Below are 19,144 nucleotides of genomic sequence, written 5' to 3' on the forward strand. Positions count from 1 at the left end.
CAGTAGCAACTTGTTAGCTACTACTGTTTAATTTGTATATTTCTAATCATGGCAAATATATGTCTATTTTTCAAGACTAGAATTTTGATACTTATTAATCAACAATAATTTTATTAGATTGATTTTTCGTTTTAACGATATAAACTCCTTTAGGTAGTTTATTTAATCTAACTTTAGAATTATTTGTTACATTTTGAATCGTTTGAACCAATTGTCCATTGATAGTAAAAATTTGAATTGTTTCTTTATTTTCAATTCCATTGACAACAAATTCATGATTTTTAACTGGATTAGGATAAATAACTAATTTATTATTTTGTTTTTTAACCTCATCTGTTGCTAATTTTTCGTAACAAGTCCATGATAAATTATCGAAAGAAACACGATTATTTGAAGTTTCATCAATCAACTCAATTACAACATCTCCTTCAACATTAATATTATCAATTTTTGTTGTTTTAGCTGTTTTAGAATAAGGTATTTGTCCTTTTACTTCTCCATTAATTTTTAATGTATAAAATCCATCAGAATCTGCAAAAGGAAGATATGTTTTTACTGATAAAGATCCTATTCCTCCAGAAATTGTAGATGATTTTAAATTTCCTTTTCTAATACAAATTGCTTTATTACTATCTCCATCGATATAAATTTGCTTGTCTGTTCTTGCATTTGTTGCAGTCCACACAATTCCTCTATTCGACCAAGTTCTATCTGTATAAGATGATGCTGGAGGCGTACTTCCTGTAGATGGAATATTTTCAAAATCCTCTGTTCCACAGCTTGTTCCTTCTCCTGAACCTCCTCCTGTATTAGATTCTTTTGTTGTTACTTGAATTGCTGTACTATTATCCGATTTATTTCCAGCTGCATCTTTTGCAACAACATAAAAAGAATAAGTTGTTGAAGGATTTAATCCAGAAACTGTTCCGTTATTACTATAAACAGTTGTATTATAAGTGTTATCTACATAAATATCATATCTATTAACACCTACATTATCTGTAGAAGCCGTCCAAGTTAACGACACACTTGAAGATGTAATCGTTGTTGAAGCTAAATTTGTTGGTGCAGTAGGTTTTTCAGTATCCTCTTCAGAACCTCCGCCTTCACCAAAAGATTCTGGCCAATTGTTTTGCGCTTTAGGACCTCCCCAAATAACAGTTGCTAAATATGGATTATCAATAAACGGATTTCTATTTCCTTGAACATTCGCTACAACGTTATTTCTTTGAATTTCAAATTGTGAAACAGGATCTTCTACATTCCACTTCAAAAGAATATCAGGGAAATCTGACGAATACGTACTTGGTCCAAAAGTAATATTAAGAGGTAAAGTTCGTTTGTCATAACGTACATACATATACATTAAAATTCTCGCAACATCTCCTTTCCATTCATCACCTGGATACCAACCACCACGGCTCGTTTTCATTGCCATTACTCCTACTCCATCATCAAAAAGCAAACTTCCACGAGTACTATTCAATGTAACATCAGCAGGACGTAAATGATGTCCGTCTGATCCAGGTCCAGAAGTTCCTAAATTTGGCGTTCCTTTAGATTTTGCATAAACATGCTCTCTATTCCAAGATCCTGAAAAAGCACGACTTCTTTGATGTGTACCTGAACTTTGAGATCCATAAATCAACAATAAGTTAGATGGATTTTGAGGATCGGCATCACTTGTTTGAAATAGATTTTTCAAACCTTCTGAATAAGATACATTTTGTTTATGTGTATCTGTAATTAATTTAGCAAAATCATTTTTCAACTCATTCTTCGTCTTGCTAAAATTAATGCTCGAGTAATACGCAGGTGCTTTTTGAGCTTGTGCGAATAATGCTAAAGCAAATGATAAAAAAGTAAATTTCAATTTCATTTTTATAACAATTATTTATTTAATAGTATAACTTCCTTGTTTTCATAAGAAAGCCTTAATGTGTAATTTTTCATTATCAAAGGAATTTGTTTTTCAAACTCCAAAAAATAGATTTTTCCAAATTGATAAAATCTCGCATTTATTTCTTCTTTCAAATGTATAGAAGTAACATTCACTTCTATCTCATCTATTAAAAATGGTTTTTCTAACCAACTTATATTTTGTTCTTCAAAAGAGAATACATCTGTAAAAAGACCTGGATGATTTTTTCCTTGTCCTACAAAAATTCTGTTCTCGCGTTTATCAATTCCAATCACATAAACCGGAAATTCTTTTCCGCTAACATTTAAACCTTTTCGTTGTCCTATTTCAAATTTATCTATTCCAGTATGTTCTCCTACAATAAAACCATCAAACAAAGAATAACTTCTTTGGCTTACCTTCCACGAAAGTTCTTCTTCTTTTGATCGAAAAGATGGTTTTTCTTTATTATAAATAGAAGAATTTTTTGGAATCTCTACAATTTGACCTATTTTCACTTCAATTAATTTATTTGCTCCTTTCCAAAAAAGGAAAGACAACAAAGATAGAATGTTAATGTTAACTAAAAGTTAAAAATGTAATTTTTATTTTTAAAATATTAACATCTTATAAACAAAAAAGGGATTTCAATTAGAAATCCCTTTTTTGTTTAATAATTTTATTTTAGTGACTATGTGTGTTAGCTTCCCCAGCTGAACCTTCACGGTCATACGAACAACAAGAAGGTAAACTTCCGTACACTTTTTCTTCTGCACGTTTATTATCAGTATCGTGTCCAACCGCTACTACAGCGTTTTCTACATCATCAACTTTATTCTTTTTCTCATTCAATATGATATGTAAATTTTGTGTATTACTATCCCATTCAGCAGATTTTACGCCTTTTACACCATAAGCCGCTTTCTCTATACGATCTTTACATTGCCCACAATTTCCTTTGACATGTAAATCGTGTTTTGCATTTTTATTTTGTGCTTGCGCGCTAATTCCTAAAGTCGCAACCAAAGCAAAGGCTAATAATTTTTTCATTGTTTTATTATTTTTATGATTTTATTTTAAACTAAATCTTAATCCAGCGTAATACATTTGTCCAAAAATTGGCGCATAAACAATCGAACTATCGAAATTTGAACCAAAAGGATTATCGGCTCCTAAAATTACGCGATGTTGTTGATAATTCGTTACATTTTCTCCTCCAACATATATTTCAAAACGTTTTGAAAAAACACGTGTAATCTGGAAATTAATTGTTCCAAATGGATTCGAATAATCATTCAATTGGTTTTCTGGCAAATTATCCGATGTATTTGGTAAACGCTGTTTTCCAATCCAATTATACGTCGCATCAAAACGCCAATTTTTACCATTCTTTTCATGTGTTTCATATTCAATATTGGTAAAGAAACGATGTTTCGCTTGCAATGGACGCTCTAATTTTCCGTTTTCATAATCCGTTGCGATATCATAATATTTGTATGATGCTCTAATTTTGAAATGTGTAAATGGATTATAATTAAAATCAAATTGGAACGAATTTGCATACGAATCTTCTTCTAAATTATAAAATCTCACCTGACGAGCCGAATAATCAATATCCGTTACAATTTGATTTTGAAAATCTGTTCGATAAAAATCTGCAGTTACATCTGCATTTTTGCCAAATAATTTGAATTCCTGTGTTACACTAAATCCATAATTCCATGCAATTTCTGGATCTAAACCATATATTTTTCCATTTCCATCGCCCAAAATATTAAATTGTCTTGAAGATGCAAATAAATTCTGATTTTCTGCAAATACATTATTGATTCGTTTTCCACGACCAACCGACGCTTTTATCGTTGTTCCTTTTACAGGCGTATAACGTGTATGCAAACGAGGTGTTAAGAAAAATCCCATTCGGTTATGATAATCTCCACGAAGCCCAGCAATCATATTGAAATTCTTCATATTATCAAATGTATATTCAAAAAATGCTCCTGCAGAATTATCAATTCGATCATAATTTGCATCAGTTGGAAGCGCTACAAATTCCTTGAATTTATCGTACGTAAAACTCGCTCCTGTAGAGAATTTATTTTTTGTATTGCTAATAATCGAACTGAAAATATAGTTGGAATAAAAACTTTGTTGCTCAATATCATATTGATTCAATCCGAAGTAAGAATCTTGTTTATGATAACTAAAAGCCGTTTGTAATCCCATACTTTGATAAGGCATTTCTGGAAAAACATACCCAATTTTTGATGAAACATCTACACGATTTGTATTGATTTCTGATCCCCAATAATTTGTTGTTAATTTATCACGATCTTTATCAAAATCAACTTGTCCTGCTTGTTTTGTATCATTCAAATAACGTGCTGATAAAAATCCAACCCAACCTTTTTCTAAGTTTTGATATTGCCAACGATTCATCACATTAACTTGATGTCCAAGCGGATTATCTAAAAATCCATCATCGTTCATGTCATTTTTCGAAACACGTGCATTTCCATGCATAAACAAAGAAGTACTCCATTTATCATTCAATTTTTTGTTCAAATGTACATTTCCTTCGAAGCGCGAATCTGTCGAACCATAAAGATTTACAAACAACGGAATATCATTTGAAGGTTTGATTAATTCTGTATTAATCTGCCCAGAAATACTTTCGTAACCATTAATCACCGTTCCTGCACCTTTCGTCACCTGAATACTTTCTACCCAAGTTCCTGGCGTAAAACTAAGCCCAAAAGCTTGCGAAGCTCCACGAACATTTGGTATATTTTCTTCTGCAATCAAAATATAAGGAGAGGTTAAACCCAACATTTTAATTTGCTTATTTCCCGTTACAGCATCCGAAAAATTGACATCAATAGAAGGATTTGTTTCAAAAGATTCGGCTAAATTACAACATGCAGCTTTCAACAATTCCTTTCCTGTCATTGTCGTCATATTAGTTGCAAACTTCGATTTTTTAAGCGAACTACTTGTATCACGAACCACAACTTCATTCAACGAAGTATCACCAAAATGATCTCTTACATTGATAGTGATATTCTGAAATTCGTCTTTTAATTCCTTAAAAGTTGTCGTCTCATTGTCATAAAAAACACCTAAAATTGAAGTTGGTTGATAATTTTCGATCTCAAAATTTCCTTTTTCATCTGTAATAACTGAAATATCTGACGATTGCCAAAACACTTCTGCTCCAACGATTGGTTGTTTATTTTGATCTGTAATTTTTCCCTTTAATGTAGATTGCGCGTAAGATAACGCAGCACTTAGTATAAATACTGAAGTGAATATTTTTTTCATTTTTACGATTTAAGGCTCAATGCCTATTTATTATTGTGTACTTGTTGATTAAATTTTTAACAAATACTTTAATATTTAGATAATAGCTTATTGTTTTCTGATTGATTTAATCAAAAACAACGGTTATTATCCTTCGTAAAATGTTAATTGAGAATTGAGTATATAATTTGGCGGCGCATTTGACGCAACATAAAAGTCAAGAAAATTTGATTGATTACTTACCTCTTCATCTTGAATCGGAATTCTAATTTGAAGAATTTCAGAAGCTATAAAACTAATTGGAACAAGTTTCTGAATTTTGACAATTTGCTTTTCCACAAACTTATCCGAATATGAAATATCTTTGCAACAATCGTCTTTTTTAGATTTATTGTTTTCTGGTAATTCGCAATGTTTTTTTTCTGTTTTTGGAGGGCAGCACGAAGTAGAAACTTCCATTTCGCACGAATTATTATCCAAATGATTCAACTTCACTTGCTCCATTTCTCCTTGACAAAAATGCATAGAAAATGCGTAGTTAAGATTTGAGAAAATCAAAACCACCGACAAAACATACTTTATGTAATGTTGCATTTTCATGTTGGACAAAAATAAACAAAAAATTCAAATCAAAACAAACTGAAAATTTATATCATTTTCCAAGTTTATTATAGAATTTTCAGTTTTCATCACTTTATCTTTTTGCCTGTTTGTCCGTCGGAATATTAATAATCCCAGAACCATTTACTAGCGATTTATTATTCTCGTTAACAACTTTCAAAATGACTTCAAAATCTTGCCAATCTATTCCTTGCAAAGTCACTAAACCTGTTGCCTTATCAATCGATTTTATTTTAAATCCTTTATCCGGAAAATCTTGCCCATCGACAATCGGATCAAAATCCAAACCAACTTCTGGCTCAACTTTATAAGCAGAATCTTGCACAAATTTGTATCGATCTTTAAAACTTTGCGTCAATAATTCGTTTTGTTTAATATACTCATCTTGATTTATTTTACCAATTGTATCCATAATATAATCGACATAATTATTCATAAAATCAAGCGCAACATTATAATTAACATCTGATGGTTTAACTGAATCTTTCACTTCATTTTCAACTTTATTTTCCGTTGATGAACTAGATGAATTATTAGAATTACAACTTGTAACAAAACTTAATAATATAACAGGAAGAATAAACTTTTTCATAAGATTATCATTTTTTTTTATGATTTAAAAGTATGTTTTTTTGATTGAAATATAAATGATTAATTTAGATAAAATATTTTATTATAATGGCATGCATTCAAGTAGAAAAAAATATATCAAACTTTTACCATTTACATTAATCTTATTAATTGGTATTTTATTTTATATAGGAATTTTGAGATTTAATTATCCATCATCTAAAAAATATCCTATACAAGGAATTGATGTTTCTAATCATCAAAATTTAATTGAATGGGAAAAAATAGACAAAACTAAAATTCATTTTGTATATATAAAAGCTACAGAAGGAGGAGATTTTAAAGATAAACGTTTCGATTATAATTGGAAAAACGCTAAAAAAAATCGTTTTTTTGTTGGCGCATATCATTTTTTTACTTTTTGCAAAACAGGTGAAGAGCAGGCTAATAATTTTATAGAAACAGTTCCTATTGAACAAAATAATTTGCCCCCTGTAATTGATTTGGAATATGGTGGAAATTGTAAACTTGTAAAATCGAAAAATGAATTGATTTCTGAAATCAAGATATTTGAAAATATTATTCATTCACATTACAACAAAAAGCCTATTCTTTATGTAACTGAAGAATTTTATAATGATTATTTAATAGGTCAATTTGAGGAAAATATGATATGGTTTAGGGATATATATAAAAAACCAACTATTAAGGATAATAGACATTGGGATTTTTGGCAATTTGCAAATAGAGCGCACATAAAAGGGATAAATACTTATGTTGATTTGAATGTTTTCAATGGAAACCAAGAAGATTTTAATAAATTAGTTGAATAATTATTTTTCTTACTAGCCTAACAATTTGAATTTATTTTTTTATCAAGTGATTAAAGCTTTATGATTTTATCAAAATATACCTCAATAGTCATCAAAAATCACTAAAATTGCACTTTAAATAAGAACACACAATTAATTATGTCAGAAGATATTTTCAAGAAAGTAGTTTCTCATGCGAAAGAATATGGTTTCATTTTTCAATCGAGTGAGATTTATGATGGATTATCAGCCGTTTACGATTATGGTCAAAACGGAGCTGAGCTAAAAAATAACATCAAACAATATTGGTGGAAAGCAATGGTACAAATGCACGAAAACATTGTCGGCATTGATTCTGCTATTTTTATGCACCCTACTACTTGGAAAGCTTCGGGCCATGTTGATGCGTTTAATGATCCTTTGATTGATAACAAAGATTCTAAAAAACGTTACCGTGCCGATGTTTTAATTGAAGATCATTGTGCAAAAATTGAAGGTAAAATCGAGAAAGAAGTTGCAAAAGCTGCAAAACGTTTCGGAGATGCTTTTGATAAAGATCAATTTGTTGCGACAAATCCTCGTGTTGTAGAATATCAAAATCAAATCAATACAATTTTAGCGCGCATGGGAAAATCTTTGGAAAACGAAGATTTAGATGATGTAAAAGCTTTGATTGAAGAATTAGAAATTGCTGATCCTGTAACTGGTTCTAAAAACTGGACAGAAGTTCGTCAATTCAACTTGATGTTCGGAACAAAATTAGGTGCAACAGCTGATCAGGCAATGGATTTATATTTGCGCCCAGAAACGGCTCAAGGTATTTTCTTAAATTACTTGAACGTACAAAAATCTGGACGTATGAAATTACCTTTCGGAATTGCTCAGATTGGTAAAGCTTTCCGTAATGAGATTGTTGCACGTCAATTTATTTTCCGTCAACGTGAGTTTGAACAAATGGAAATGCAATTTTTCGTAAAACCAGGAACTGAGTTAGATTGGTACGAAAAATGGAAAGAAACACGTTTACGTTGGCACCAAACATTAGGTTTAGGAAATGATAATTACCGTTTCCACGACCACGAAAAGTTAGCGCACTATGCAAATGCTGCTGCTGATATTGAGTTTAAATTCCCATTCGGATTCAAAGAATTAGAAGGAATTCACTCTCGTACAGATTTCGATTTGAAAGCTCACGAACAACATTCAGGTAAAAAAATTCAATATTTCGATAACGAAACAAACGAATCGTACACACCTTACGTGGTAGAAACTTCTGTAGGTTTGGATCGTATGTTCTTAGCAGTTTTCTCAAATTCATTGAAAGAAGAAGTTTTAGAAGATGGATCAGAACGTGTAGTATTGTCTTTACCAGCTGCATTAGCGCCAATTAAAGCGGCTGTTTTACCATTAGTTAAAAAAGATGGTTTACCTGAATTAGCGAAAGAAATTTTGAAAAAATTACGTTTAGATTACAACGTAATGTACGAAGAAAAAGATACAATCGGGAAACGCTATCGTCGTATGGATGCGATTGGAACTCCTTTCTGTATCACTGTTGACCATGATTCGTTAAACGACAATTCTGTTACTTTACGTTACCGTGATACAATGGAACAAAAACGTGTTAATATTGATGAGTTAGCTCAAATTATCGACAAAGAAGTGAACATGAAATATCTTTTTGAACAATTATAAAAAGAATATTTTCTCAATACAATAAGATCAAAGCTCAGAAATTTCTGAGCTTTTTTTATTTTTATTAAAATTTTTAACAATTTGGCAAAGCTTTTGATTTTAATTGGAAATATTAATCTAAAAAATACAAATTATGGGCTTTATTATTAATCTTCTGGTATCAGCATTAGTTGTTTTCGGACTTGCTAACATTTTACCTGGAGTATCTGTAAAAGGGTATGGTTCTGCAATTATCGTTGCAATTGTTATTGGACTTTTAAACGCTATTGTAAAACCAGTTTTAAACTTTATTAGTTTACCTGTAACAATCTTAACATTAGGATTATTTTCTTTTGTGATTACAGCAATTATTATCTTATTAGCAAGCGCAATTATGGGAGATAGTTTCCATGTTGACGGATTCTGGTACGCATTATTATTTGGTATTGTTTTAGCGGTTGTCAATTCTTTAGTTGGAGGAATGATGGGAGACTAATTTACACAAATTATTACATATAAAAAGCTGTCCAATTTGGACAGCTTTTGTATTTTATAAAGGTTTATTGAGGATAAAATTTTATTTGCTCAAAAATATAATTATAATGTTTTCTAAGAAGATCAACCAATTGTTTCAATTCGGACTCTTCCCATTTATTCTGAAACATTTCATCATGAATCAACACAACTATATTATTCTTTGTAAAGGTTTTATTCGATTCTAATTGATTAACAATTTGTTTATAAATCGCTTGAACAGATTGCACCGGCGTTCCATCTTTTGCATGATGAGCCCATTCCAAATCCCAGCCAATAACCTTATAACCCAACTTTGCTAAACCATCAGCCGTTTGCACTCCTGAAGCTCCATCATTCTTCGATTTCCCATCCAATCTCCACATGTTTCTTCCGGGTAAACGAACAATTTTATCTTGTAATTTTAAGGTCGATTGATTTTTCAAAATATCCGCAACCGACGTTTGCTCGTTACTATAAAACTTTTTGTACTGATCATTCGCATGTGTCCAACTGTGATTACATTCTTCGATATACGGGTTATCTTCGTAATATTTAAAATAATCCGTCATTGTTTTATTTTTCTCCACATGTTCTCCTACAAGAAAAACAGTCACTTTTAACTTCTCATTTTTGAAAACCTCATCAATATTTTCACTTCCATTCAAAGGTCCATCATCAAAAGTTAAATAGATGTATTTCTTCACAGAATTACTCGTTTTCTGCGCAAACAAACTTGTAGAAAAGCTTAATAAAAAGACACTCAAAAGTGTCATTACTTTTTTATTCCATATCATTTAAGGTAGTTTTTAATGAATTAAATGTATGAAAGAAATTTTATTTATTATATTTTTCTAACGCTTTTTCTAATCGTGTTTTGATTCTTTTTTTCACTAATCTTGGCGCAAGAATTTCTATTTCTTCTCCAAAACCTAAAAGCTCTCGTTCCAACTCAAAATTATGTATAACTTCTATCGAAAATAAAGTTCCTTCGTCCGTCACTTCCAATACTTTTTGCGTCGCATGAATTGGTTTTGTCACCACATAAGGCGCCAATTTTTTATTCACACGAAAAACAACACGTTGCTCTCTTTCTTTCTCACTTTTCGTTACACCAATCGCGTTGTTGTAATACGTATCAAAATTAATTTCTTGTTCATCTACAAAAGGTTCATTTGCTAATTCATAAAACTCAACTATTCTATCCAAAGCCAACGTATACAAATTTTTATCTTTTCTCGATTTTGCCAATAAAAACCAACGATTACGATATTCTTTCAACAAATACGGATAATAAACCTGTTGTTTTGGCTCTTTACTTTTTGATGTAAAAGATTGATACGAAATCAGCAAAGGTTGTTTCTTCACAATTGCTTGATACAACCGGTTCAAATGTTCTAAACCTTTTAACAAAGGATTCTCTTCGAACTGAATATAATTTGGTTGTTGATGCGTTTGCTTGGATAAATTATTTTCGAGACGCGTAATAATCTCGTTCATATCATCAAAATAATTGAAACCGTTCAATTGTTTCATCACCGAAATCACTTCTTTCATTTTATCTAAATCTGCAGACGAAACAGGCGAATTATGAATCGAATAATCATGATCTTCATATTCATAAAACTTTTTTTCTCGAACAACAATTGGCGCATTATAACCTAATTTATTACTACGCATCACTTGTATATCGCCCTGAATTGTACGTTTCGAAACACCAGAAGTTATTCCTTCGTATTCATACAACGCTTCCGAAACTTTTTCTATCAAATTTTCTAATGTCCATTTTCTAAAATGATTTTGAAGACATTTATCGATTGTTTGATAACGTATTAATGCAATTTTATTGGTTGCCATAGTTGATTTCTTTGTTCAATATTACAAATTTCAAATCAAAGTACGCAATCTATTTGCGTAGAAATTTTTATTTCAACTTTTATTCAAAATATTTTCAACACAAAACCCTCTGTTCATCATCGTTTACAAATTATTTTGAAAAAAATATTTTATTGCGCAATTGATTCGCACACTTCTACTCCAACTTTGTCAAAGGTTTAACAACCAAACGATTTTAATTGTTCCTTGACAAATGTTTCAGTATAGCATTGTAGTAGAAAATGTTTCATCACTTCTATTCTGAATAATTAAAATACCAATGATGCACATGGGTTCGAATCCCATTTTCAACCAAGGTTGAAATAGCTGAGCGGTATAGCAATCATTAATGATGGGTCGTAGGTTCGATTCCTACTTTCAGGAAACTGAAATAACTCAGTTGGTTAGAGTAATCATTAAAATCAGACTTTTAATCTGTTTTTTTATCGCCCGAAAGGGCACCATTGGAAACAAAAAAGCTAAAAAGTTTTCTTTTCGAATAGAGAATTTATTTCATAGAAATGAATTTGAAATAAGAACAAAAACTTGTTTAAAACCTGAATTTGAAACTTTAGTTGATGATTGATTTCAAAAGTTTAAGACTAAAAATCAAGTCAAAATGATTTGAAAGAAATGATTAAAACAAGAAATCAAAACAAGCTGCTCAAACTTCAAATTCCGTTTTGAAAAAGGAAAATGATTTAGCTTTTTTAATTAGAAATACGGTCATCCTGAACTCGTTTCAGGATCACTAAAATAGAGAATAAGAAGCTGAAATAAATTCAGCTTGACAAAAAAAATTAAAGATTCTTCGACAAAGGAGAAATATAAAATAGTAAAAACCTATAAAAATAATAAAATGAAAAAATTAGCAATTAACAACCAAGAAATTGGAATCTATATCAAAAACAACGAAATCGAAAAAGTTTACACAAAAGGAAATTATTGGATTTTGTTCAATAAAAACATCGAAAAATTGAACATCAACGAAATAATTGATGAAAAATACCACACAATCTTTTTAGAAAATGAAACATTGAAATCGATGGTAGATTTTATCGAAGTTTTACATAACGAAGTGTTGATTATTTACAAAAACAATCAAATCTATAATTCATTTTATAATAAAAATGTAATGATTTGGAAAAATTCGACTCAATTAAAAGCTGTAAAGTTTGATTTGAATTCTACTGAAGAAATTAAAAATTTAACAAAAAGAGAAATTGATATTTTGAGAAAAGCTGGTGCAATTCGTATCATTTCTGTTGCGTCATATTTCGAAGGAATTTTGTTTAAAGACAATGAATTTGATTCAGTTTTAAAAGCTGGTGAATACCAATTTTACAACAACGAAACAAAAATTTCGATGGTTTCTTTTGATATGCGTCCGCAAACAATTGAAATTTCGGGACAAGAAATTTTGACAAAAGATAAAGCTCAATTGCGAATCAATTTTATGGTAAATTATCAAATTATTGATTTGTTAAATGCTTATCAATCGAACAAAGATTTCGAAAAAATGATTTATCAAGCGATTCAATTAGGTTTGAGAGAGTTTATTGGAAACATGAATTTTGACGATTTGATGTCGGATAAAAATTCGGTAACGAATTATATCATTCAAAAATATCAAGCTCAATTCCAAGAAATTGGTCTAAAATTGATCGACGCAGGTATGAAAGACATTATTCTTCCTGGAGAAATAAGAGAAATTATGAACCGCGTTTTGATTGCCGAAAAAACAGCTCAAGCCAATTCGATTACGCGTCGTGAGGAAACTGCTTCAACAAGAAGTTTATTGAACACTGCGAAATTGATGGAAGAAAACGAAACGTTATGGAAATTGAAAGAGATGGAATACATCGAAAAAATCGCCGATAAAGTGGGAGAAATCTCAATTTCTGGCGGATCGAATGTATTAAATGAACTAAAAACAATGTTTACGAAATGAAACCAATCATTATAAATAAATTAAAAGAAATAGAAGATAAATATAACATCAAAATTCTTTTTGCTGTAGAATCTGGGAGCCGCGCTTGGGGCTTTCCTTCTACTGACAGCGATTACGATGTTCGATTTATTTACAAACGAAAAGTCGAAGATTATCTAAAAATTGATCCAATTGATGATTTTATTGATTTAGAAATTGTAGATGAACTGGATTTTAAAGGTTGGGATATTCAAAAGGTTTTGCGCTTAATATTGAAATCAAATTCGAGTATCAACGAATATTTACAATCTCCAATTCATTATATTTCTGATGAAATTTTCGAAAAAGAATTGTTCGATTTAGCTGCTTCACAATTCAATTCTCAAAAAGTTGCCATGCATTATTTAGGAATTACAACAAAGCGAATGGCTGAAATGGAACATCAAAACGAAATTAAACTCAAAAGTTTGTTTTATGCGTTACGTTCGGTTCTTTCAGCGAAATGGATTGTAGAAAATAAAACAATTCCTCCAATGGAATTTGAAAAATTAAAACATTTAATCGGAAATAAAACAATCGAAAATAAAGTAGATAAATATCTTGCAATCAAATCAAATGTTGATGAAAGTTTTAAAATCTCGAAGAATGATGAACTCTTCAATTGGTTAATTAATTTGAAAACTGAATTAAAAATTGAAGCCGAAAAATTGCCTAAAATTGGATTTGATAAAAATAAAATCAATACATTTTTCATTAAAACCATAACAAAATGAAACTAACAATAGAAGATCTAAAAAGTCAAAATTTAATTCTATTTGAATGTATAAGCGGAAGTAGAGCCTATAATTTGAATACAAAAAATTCGGATACAGATATTCGTGGCGTTTTTTATTTACCTAAAAATGAATTTTATGGTTTCGAATATCAAACACAAATTAGCAACGAAACCAATGATATTGTGTATTATGAAATTGGACGATTTATTGAATTATTATTAAAAAATAATCCGAGTTGTTTAGAAATTTTAGCGACTACAGAAGAATTTATTTTGTACAAATCGCCTATGCTAGATGAGTTGAATTATAAAGATTTTATCACTTCGGAGGTTGAGAAAACATTTGTTGGATATGCCTTGAGTCAAATCAAAAAAGCAAAAGGATTAAACAAGAAATTTCTAAATCCAATAGATGAAACTAGAAAAACAGTTCTTGATTTTTGTTATATTATTGATGATAACAAAACCATTTCTTTTGTTGATTGGATGTGTTCAAATTCTTACAAACAAACCTTTTGTGGATTAAGTAAAATCAATCATTCAAAAGATTTATTTGCGCTTTATTACAACGAAAAATCGCATTACAAAGGAATCGTAAAAGATGAAAATAATGATGATATTCGCTTGAGTGAAATTCCAAAAAATGAAAAACCAATTGCCTATTTCATTTTTCAAAAAGACGAATATTCCACTTATTGCAAGCAATACAAAGAATATTGGGATTGGATGAAATTGCGAAATGAAGAGCGTTACACAACAAATATTGCGCACGAAAAAAATTACGATAGTAAAAATATGATGCACACGATTCGCCTATTAAAAGTTGCGAAAGAATTAGTGGAAACAGGAAATCTAAATGTAAAACGAACAGAAGATCGCGACGAGTTATTAGCGATAAAAAAAGGAGATTTTTCTTATGAAGAAGTAATTGAAAAAGCTGAAAATTTACAACGAGAAATTGAAGAAAAATCTAAACTAGAATTTCTTCCATCCAAAATAAACTCTTCGAAAATAGAAAAATTTTTAATCAACCTTAGAACCAAATTATATGAAAACAACTGAACAACAAAATAAACCAATCAATGGAAATGATTTAATTGCCTTGGGTTATCCTGAAAACGAAATTTTAGGAATTGCCTTAAAAATCAACAAAAAAAGAAATGGTTATACAAAAGCCGAAATGCTTGATAAATATGCGCAAGTTTTATCTTCGCCACAAGATTTTTTAGAAGATAAAATTTTCAAAACTCTTGCAAAAGGCTTTATCGATGGAATTCATTTACCTCAACAAGATGAAAACTTGATTGAATTGAATGAAAATCCAACCGATTTTAAAATTTATGGAGCAGAAAAAATTGAGGACGGCGCTTTGGAACAAATGAAAGTCGCCATGAAACTTCCTGTTACCGTTGCTGGCGCAATTATGCCAGATGCACATCAGGGTTATGGATTACCGATTGGCGGAGTTTTAGCAACAAAAAATGCGATTATTCCTTATGGCGTCGGCGTTGATATTGGTTGTAGAATGGCTTTATCGATTTATGATTTACCTGCTTCTCATTATTTTGAACATCACGATTCGTTAAAAGAAACTTTGATAAAAAATACAAAGTTTGGTGCAGGACATGGTTTTCATGGTCAATACAAAGCTGAACATCAGATTTTGGATGATGCAAAATTTGAGACAAATTCATTTATTCAGAATCTAAAAGATAAAGCATGGTCGCAATTGGGTTCTTCTGGTGGAGGAAATCATTTTGTAGAATTTGGTTTGATTGATTTCAAGGAAGATGATGAAAAATTGAACATCAAAAAAGGTTCATATTTAGCGTTATTAACGCATTCTGGATCGAGAGGTTTTGGCGCTACAATCGCTGGACATTATACCAAAATTGCAAAAGAAATTTGTAAACTTCCATACAAAGCGCAGAATTTAGCTTATTTGGATTTAGATTCAGCCGAAGGTCAAGAATATTGGATTGCGATGAATTTGGCTGGCGAATATGCTTCGGCTTGTCACGAAATTATTCATCAAAAAATTGCAAAATCTATCAGTGCAGAAGTTTTAGCGAAAATAGAAAATCATCATAATTTTGCTTGGAAAGAAATTTACAATGGCGAAGAAGTAATTGTTCATCGAAAAGGTGCAACGCCAGCTTCTAAAGATGTAATGGGAATTATTCCAGGTTCTATGACTGCGCCAGGTTTTTTGGTTCGAGGAAAAGGTGAAGAAAATTCGATTCATTCTGCTTCGCATGGTGCTGGTCGACAAATGAGCCGAACACAAGCAATTAAATCATTGTCTCAAAATAAGATAAACGATTATTTGAATTATTTTGGAATTACATTAATCGGTGGCGGAAAAGATGAAGCGCCGATGGCGTACAAAGATATTCACGAAGTAATGGCTGCGCAACAAGATTTGGTAGATATTGTGGCAACTTTTACACCTAAAATGGTCAGAATGGCTGATGACGGATCGAGAGAAGATTAAAAAAATGCCTGAACAATTGTTCAGGCATTTTATATATTATAGATTAAATCCAATCTTTTGGATGTTTCAAAACATCGACTAATTTATATTCTTCCGAACCTTCTTCTGGCTGATGATTATAATGCCATTGCACATGTTTTGGCAAACTCATCAAAATAGATTCAATTCGACCATTAGTTTTCAAACCAAACAAAGTTCCTCTATCATGAATTAAATTAAATTCCACATAACGACCTCGTCTAATTTCTTGCCATTCCTTTTGTTCAGCAGAAAATTCATCATTTTTATGTTTTTCAACAATCGGAATATACGCCTCCAAAAATGAGTTTCCTACTTCTGTTACGAAATCATACCATTGTTCAACTGTTTTTTCTGAAGTTGGTTTCAAGTAATCAAAGAACAAACCTCCTATTCCACGCGCTTCTTCTCGATGCGTATTCCAAAAATATTTATCACATTCTTCTTTATACTTCAAATAAAAAGCCGCATCATGCGCATCACAACTTTTTTTACAGATCGTATGCCAATGCATCACATCTTTTTCATCCAAATAATATGGCGTCAAATCTTGACCTCCTCCAAACCATTGATCGACAATATTTCCTTCTTTGTCATACATTTCGAAATACCTCCAATTCGCATGAGTCGTCGGAATATGTGGACTTGTTGGATGAATAACCAAACTCAATCCGCAAGCAAAAAATTTACCCGATGAAACATTCAACGCTTTTTGCATTGTTTCTGGTAATTCTCCATAAACTTTCGAGATATTAACGCCAGCTTTCTCAAAAACAGCTCCGTCTGTTAAAACACAAGAAAGACCTCCGCCGCCTTCTTCGCGTTCCCAATTATCTCGTAGAAATTTGGCTTTACCATCAACTTCTTCAAGTTTGGCAATAATTTTATTTTGTAAGTCTTGTATATATTGAAAAAATTGATCTTTCATCATAAATATTTTTGCAAATATAGAATGATTGATAACGATTCGAAAGAAGATTAATAATTAACTTCTCACAAATGCATATTGAAATGGAATTTTTATAGTGGTTTCTATATATTCTCCTTCATTATTCTTTGCTGGAATAATTTTATATTTACCTCCTTTAATTCTCTCATTTAACCTAAATAAAGACTTTTCTACAATATCTTTCGTGTCCTCACTTCCTTCAAAATCAGAAATAGAAATTATACCATTTTCATCAAAAATAAAATTGAATTTAGCTTTAAGAAGGTAATTCGTAATTAAGTTTCTCGACCTTAATTCCATGCTTACCATTTTATAAAAATCTTTTCTAAAATTTTGTTTAAAGCATTTATTTAATTCTTCATTTCCCTTCTGTTCAACTTTTTTACAACTCAGATATATCAAAGGAGTTTTTATAGGTTCTTGCGAAAACAACATTATGCTAATACAAACAAAAAATACAAATAAATATTTCTTCATATCGTTAAAATTAATTCATATTATTTAAAACTATTATTATTAATAGCTATTCATAATCTAATTTCAATAAATTATATTTATTAATATAAAAATTTAAAAAATTCAGATATAAAATCATATTTTACTTATAACAAAAGTTTTATCCAATTAAAATCATTTAAACGATTTAATTTTAAATCAAACCAATAGCAATCAAAAAAAGTTATTAACAATATTATTCACAAAAGAAATCTTTCTATACCTTTGCAAAAGAAATTTTATAAAACAATATATAAATGTCACAAAACGGAATTCCATCGGTTAATTTAGCAGACTTTTTATCTGATGATCCTGCAAGAAAACAAAAATTTGTCAACGAAATTGGTCAAGCATACGAAGAAATAGGATTCGTTGCTTTGAAAGGACATTTTTTATCTGACGAATTAGTTGAAAATTTATATAAAAGCGTTCGCGAATTTTACGCTTTACCTACAGAAACAAAACAAAGTTATGTAGTAGAAGGAATTGGTGGTCAACGCGGTTATACAGCTTTCGGAAACGAACATGCAAAAGGTAGAACTGTTGGTGACTTGAAAGAATTTTGGCATTTTGGGCAGTATTTATCTGAAGAAGATAAAGCTAAATACAACTATCCAGAAAATGTTGATGTAAACGAAGTTCCAGGTTTTAACACTTATGGTGAAGAAACATACAAACAATTAGAAAAAACAGGAGTTTACGTTTTACGTGCTTTGGCTTTATTCTTAGGTTTAGACGAGTTTTACTTTGATGATAAAGTAAAAAACGGAAACTCTATTTTGAGAGCAATTCACTATCCTCCTATCACGGAAGAGCCTAAAGATGCGGTTCGCGCAGGTGCTCACGGTGATATTAACTTGATTACATTGTTAATGGGAGCGCAAGGTCGTGGATTACAAGTACAACGTCACGATGGAACTTGGGTTGATGCAATTGCTGCTGACGACGAATTGGTAATTAATGTTGGTGATATGTTATCTCGTCACACAAACAACAGATTGAAATCGACAATTCACCAAGTGGTTAATCCAGAGAAAGAATTATGGGGAACATCTCGTTTTTCTATTCCATTCTTTATGCACCCAGTTTCTGAAATGGACTTATCTGTTTTAGATGATTGTATTACAGAAGAAAATCCAAAACAATTTGAAGATATTACAGCTGGAGATTTCTTGACTCAGCGTTTAAGAGAAATTGGTTTAATTAAATAAGCCATAT

18 protein-coding genes are annotated in these 19,144 nt (G+C 30.7%); 8 read left to right on the top strand and 10 right to left on the bottom strand.

What is annotated here, in order from left to right:
- Positions 1-94: 94 nt before the first annotated feature.
- From B4H69_RS11070 to B4H69_RS11095, 6 genes are all read right to left on the bottom strand, one after another.
- Positions 95-1,879 carry an endonuclease gene (locus B4H69_RS11070; RefSeq protein WP_180906213.1) on the bottom strand — a complete coding sequence of 595 codons (1,785 nt, stop codon included), beginning with the start codon at positions 1,877-1,879 and terminating at the stop codon, positions 95-97.
- 11 nt (positions 1,880-1,890) lie between these two features.
- Positions 1,891-2,418 carry a tRNA methyl transferase PRC-barrel domain-containing protein gene (locus tag B4H69_RS11075; protein ID WP_180906212.1) on the bottom strand — a complete coding sequence of 176 codons (528 nt, stop codon included), beginning with the start codon at positions 2,416-2,418 and terminating at the stop codon, positions 1,891-1,893.
- A 166-nt stretch (positions 2,419-2,584) separates the two neighbouring features.
- Positions 2,585-2,950, bottom strand: coding sequence for a heavy-metal-associated domain-containing protein (locus tag B4H69_RS11080; protein WP_286513485.1), 366 nt, complete (start codon positions 2,948-2,950; stop codon positions 2,585-2,587).
- Between the two features lie 21 nt (positions 2,951-2,971).
- Positions 2,972-5,221, bottom strand: coding sequence for a TonB-dependent receptor (locus B4H69_RS11085; protein ID WP_291093974.1), 2,250 nt, complete (start codon positions 5,219-5,221; stop codon positions 2,972-2,974).
- 126 nt (positions 5,222-5,347) lie between these two features.
- Entirely contained in the window at positions 5,348-5,794 is a 447-nt protein-coding gene (locus B4H69_RS11090) for an HYC_CC_PP family protein (protein WP_180906210.1), read from the bottom strand.
- A 100-nt stretch (positions 5,795-5,894) separates the two neighbouring features.
- Positions 5,895-6,413, bottom strand: coding sequence for a hypothetical protein (locus B4H69_RS11095; protein WP_291093977.1), 519 nt, complete (start codon positions 6,411-6,413; stop codon positions 5,895-5,897).
- 55 nt (positions 6,414-6,468) lie between these two features.
- Here B4H69_RS11095 and B4H69_RS11100 point away from each other — a divergent pair, with 55 nt between their 5' ends.
- From B4H69_RS11100 to B4H69_RS11110, 3 genes are all read left to right on the top strand, one after another.
- Positions 6,469-7,224, top strand: a complete 756-nt coding sequence (locus B4H69_RS11100) for a GH25 family lysozyme (protein ID WP_291093980.1) — start codon at positions 6,469-6,471, stop codon at positions 7,222-7,224.
- 138 nt (positions 7,225-7,362) lie between these two features.
- The gene (locus tag B4H69_RS11105; RefSeq protein ID WP_135836741.1) at positions 7,363-8,898 is read left to right on the top strand and encodes a glycine--tRNA ligase; all 1,536 of its coding nucleotides are present in this window, start codon (positions 7,363-7,365) and stop codon (positions 8,896-8,898) included.
- A 133-nt stretch (positions 8,899-9,031) separates the two neighbouring features.
- Positions 9,032-9,373 carry a phage holin family protein gene (locus B4H69_RS11110; RefSeq protein ID WP_180906207.1) on the top strand — a complete coding sequence of 114 codons (342 nt, stop codon included), beginning with the start codon at positions 9,032-9,034 and terminating at the stop codon, positions 9,371-9,373.
- 64 nt (positions 9,374-9,437) lie between these two features.
- Here the strand turns inward: B4H69_RS11110 and B4H69_RS11115 are convergent, their stop codons facing one another.
- Both B4H69_RS11115 and B4H69_RS11120 read right to left on the bottom strand, forming a co-directional pair.
- Complete coding sequence (locus tag B4H69_RS11115) at positions 9,438-10,187, bottom strand: polysaccharide deacetylase family protein (RefSeq protein ID WP_291093983.1); 750 nt, start codon at positions 10,185-10,187, stop codon at positions 9,438-9,440.
- Positions 10,188-10,227: 40 nt separating this feature from the next.
- Positions 10,228-11,247, bottom strand: coding sequence for a helix-turn-helix transcriptional regulator (locus B4H69_RS11120; protein ID WP_280045988.1), 1,020 nt, complete (start codon positions 11,245-11,247; stop codon positions 10,228-10,230).
- An 877-nt stretch (positions 11,248-12,124) separates the two neighbouring features.
- Here B4H69_RS11120 and B4H69_RS11125 point away from each other — a divergent pair.
- Genes B4H69_RS11125 through B4H69_RS11140 form a run of 4 tightly spaced genes read left to right on the top strand, consistent with a single transcriptional unit; the run spans position 12,125 to position 16,464 of the window.
- Complete coding sequence (locus tag B4H69_RS11125; RefSeq protein ID WP_280045990.1) at positions 12,125-13,216, top strand: slipin family protein; 1,092 nt, start codon at positions 12,125-12,127, stop codon at positions 13,214-13,216.
- Positions 13,213-13,968: a nucleotidyltransferase domain-containing protein gene (locus B4H69_RS11130; protein ID WP_280045992.1), complete on the top strand. Its 756-nt coding sequence runs from the start codon at positions 13,213-13,215 to the stop codon at positions 13,966-13,968. Before B4H69_RS11125 ends, B4H69_RS11130 begins: the two co-directional genes overlap by 4 nt.
- Positions 13,965-15,032, top strand: coding sequence for a DNA polymerase beta superfamily protein (locus B4H69_RS11135; RefSeq protein WP_280045994.1), 1,068 nt, complete (start codon positions 13,965-13,967; stop codon positions 15,030-15,032). The genes B4H69_RS11130 and B4H69_RS11135 overlap by 4 nt, the downstream gene beginning before the upstream one ends.
- Positions 15,019-16,464 carry an RtcB family protein gene (locus B4H69_RS11140; RefSeq protein ID WP_280045996.1) on the top strand — a complete coding sequence of 482 codons (1,446 nt, stop codon included), beginning with the start codon at positions 15,019-15,021 and terminating at the stop codon, positions 16,462-16,464. The genes B4H69_RS11135 and B4H69_RS11140 overlap by 14 nt, the downstream gene beginning before the upstream one ends.
- Positions 16,465-16,507: 43 nt before the next feature.
- Here the strand turns inward: B4H69_RS11140 and hemF are convergent, their stop codons facing one another.
- Positions 16,508-17,410, bottom strand: coding sequence for an oxygen-dependent coproporphyrinogen oxidase (gene hemF, locus B4H69_RS11145; protein WP_180906200.1), 903 nt, complete (start codon positions 17,408-17,410; stop codon positions 16,508-16,510).
- A 57-nt stretch (positions 17,411-17,467) separates the two neighbouring features.
- A complete protein-coding gene (locus tag B4H69_RS11150) occupies positions 17,468-17,908 on the bottom strand; it encodes a hypothetical protein (protein ID WP_280045998.1) in 441 nt (146 codons plus the stop codon).
- A 275-nt stretch (positions 17,909-18,183) separates the two neighbouring features.
- Here B4H69_RS11150 and B4H69_RS11155 point away from each other — a divergent pair, with 275 nt between their 5' ends.
- Positions 18,184-19,137 (top strand): isopenicillin N synthase family dioxygenase, encoded by a 954-nt coding sequence (locus tag B4H69_RS11155; protein ID WP_280046000.1) that lies wholly within the window; start codon positions 18,184-18,186, stop codon positions 19,135-19,137.
- Positions 19,138-19,144 lie beyond the last annotated feature (7 nt).

It is taken from the genome of Empedobacter sp. UBA6745 (assembly GCF_002453775.1).
In the GTDB taxonomy this organism is placed as follows: Bacteria; Bacteroidota; Bacteroidia; order Flavobacteriales; family Weeksellaceae; genus Empedobacter; species Empedobacter falsenii_C.

Coding starts and splice junctions, on each gene's coding strand:
- B4H69_RS11070 (WP_180906213.1), bottom strand. CDS start 1,879: ATGAAATTGAAATTTACTTTTTTATCATTTGCTTTAGCATTATTCGCA.
- B4H69_RS11080 (WP_286513485.1), bottom strand. CDS start 2,950: ATGAAAAAATTATTAGCCTTTGCTTTGGTTGCGACTTTAGGAATTAGC.
- B4H69_RS11085 (WP_291093974.1), bottom strand. CDS start 5,221: ATGAAAAAAATATTCACTTCAGTATTTATACTAAGTGCTGCGTTATCT.
- B4H69_RS11090 (WP_180906210.1), bottom strand. CDS start 5,794: ATGCAACATTACATAAAGTATGTTTTGTCGGTGGTTTTGATTTTCTCA.
- B4H69_RS11095 (WP_291093977.1), bottom strand. CDS start 6,413: ATGAAAAAGTTTATTCTTCCTGTTATATTATTAAGTTTTGTTACAAGT.
- B4H69_RS11100 (WP_291093980.1), top strand. CDS start 6,469: ATGATTAATTTAGATAAAATATTTTATTATAATGGCATGCATTCAAGT.
- B4H69_RS11105 (WP_135836741.1), top strand. CDS start 7,363: ATGTCAGAAGATATTTTCAAGAAAGTAGTTTCTCATGCGAAAGAATAT.
- B4H69_RS11110 (WP_180906207.1), top strand. CDS start 9,032: ATGGGCTTTATTATTAATCTTCTGGTATCAGCATTAGTTGTTTTCGGA.
- B4H69_RS11115 (WP_291093983.1), bottom strand. CDS start 10,187: ATGATATGGAATAAAAAAGTAATGACACTTTTGAGTGTCTTTTTATTA.
- B4H69_RS11120 (WP_280045988.1), bottom strand. CDS start 11,247: ATGGCAACCAATAAAATTGCATTAATACGTTATCAAACAATCGATAAA.
- B4H69_RS11125 (WP_280045990.1), top strand. CDS start 12,125: ATGAAAAAATTAGCAATTAACAACCAAGAAATTGGAATCTATATCAAA.
- B4H69_RS11130 (WP_280045992.1), top strand. CDS start 13,213: ATGAAACCAATCATTATAAATAAATTAAAAGAAATAGAAGATAAATAT.
- B4H69_RS11135 (WP_280045994.1), top strand. CDS start 13,965: ATGAAACTAACAATAGAAGATCTAAAAAGTCAAAATTTAATTCTATTT.
- B4H69_RS11140 (WP_280045996.1), top strand. CDS start 15,019: ATGAAAACAACTGAACAACAAAATAAACCAATCAATGGAAATGATTTA.
- hemF (WP_180906200.1), bottom strand. CDS start 17,410: ATGAAAGATCAATTTTTTCAATATATACAAGACTTACAAAATAAAATT.
- B4H69_RS11150 (WP_280045998.1), bottom strand. CDS start 17,908: ATGAAGAAATATTTATTTGTATTTTTTGTTTGTATTAGCATAATGTTG.
- B4H69_RS11155 (WP_280046000.1), top strand. CDS start 18,184: ATGTCACAAAACGGAATTCCATCGGTTAATTTAGCAGACTTTTTATCT.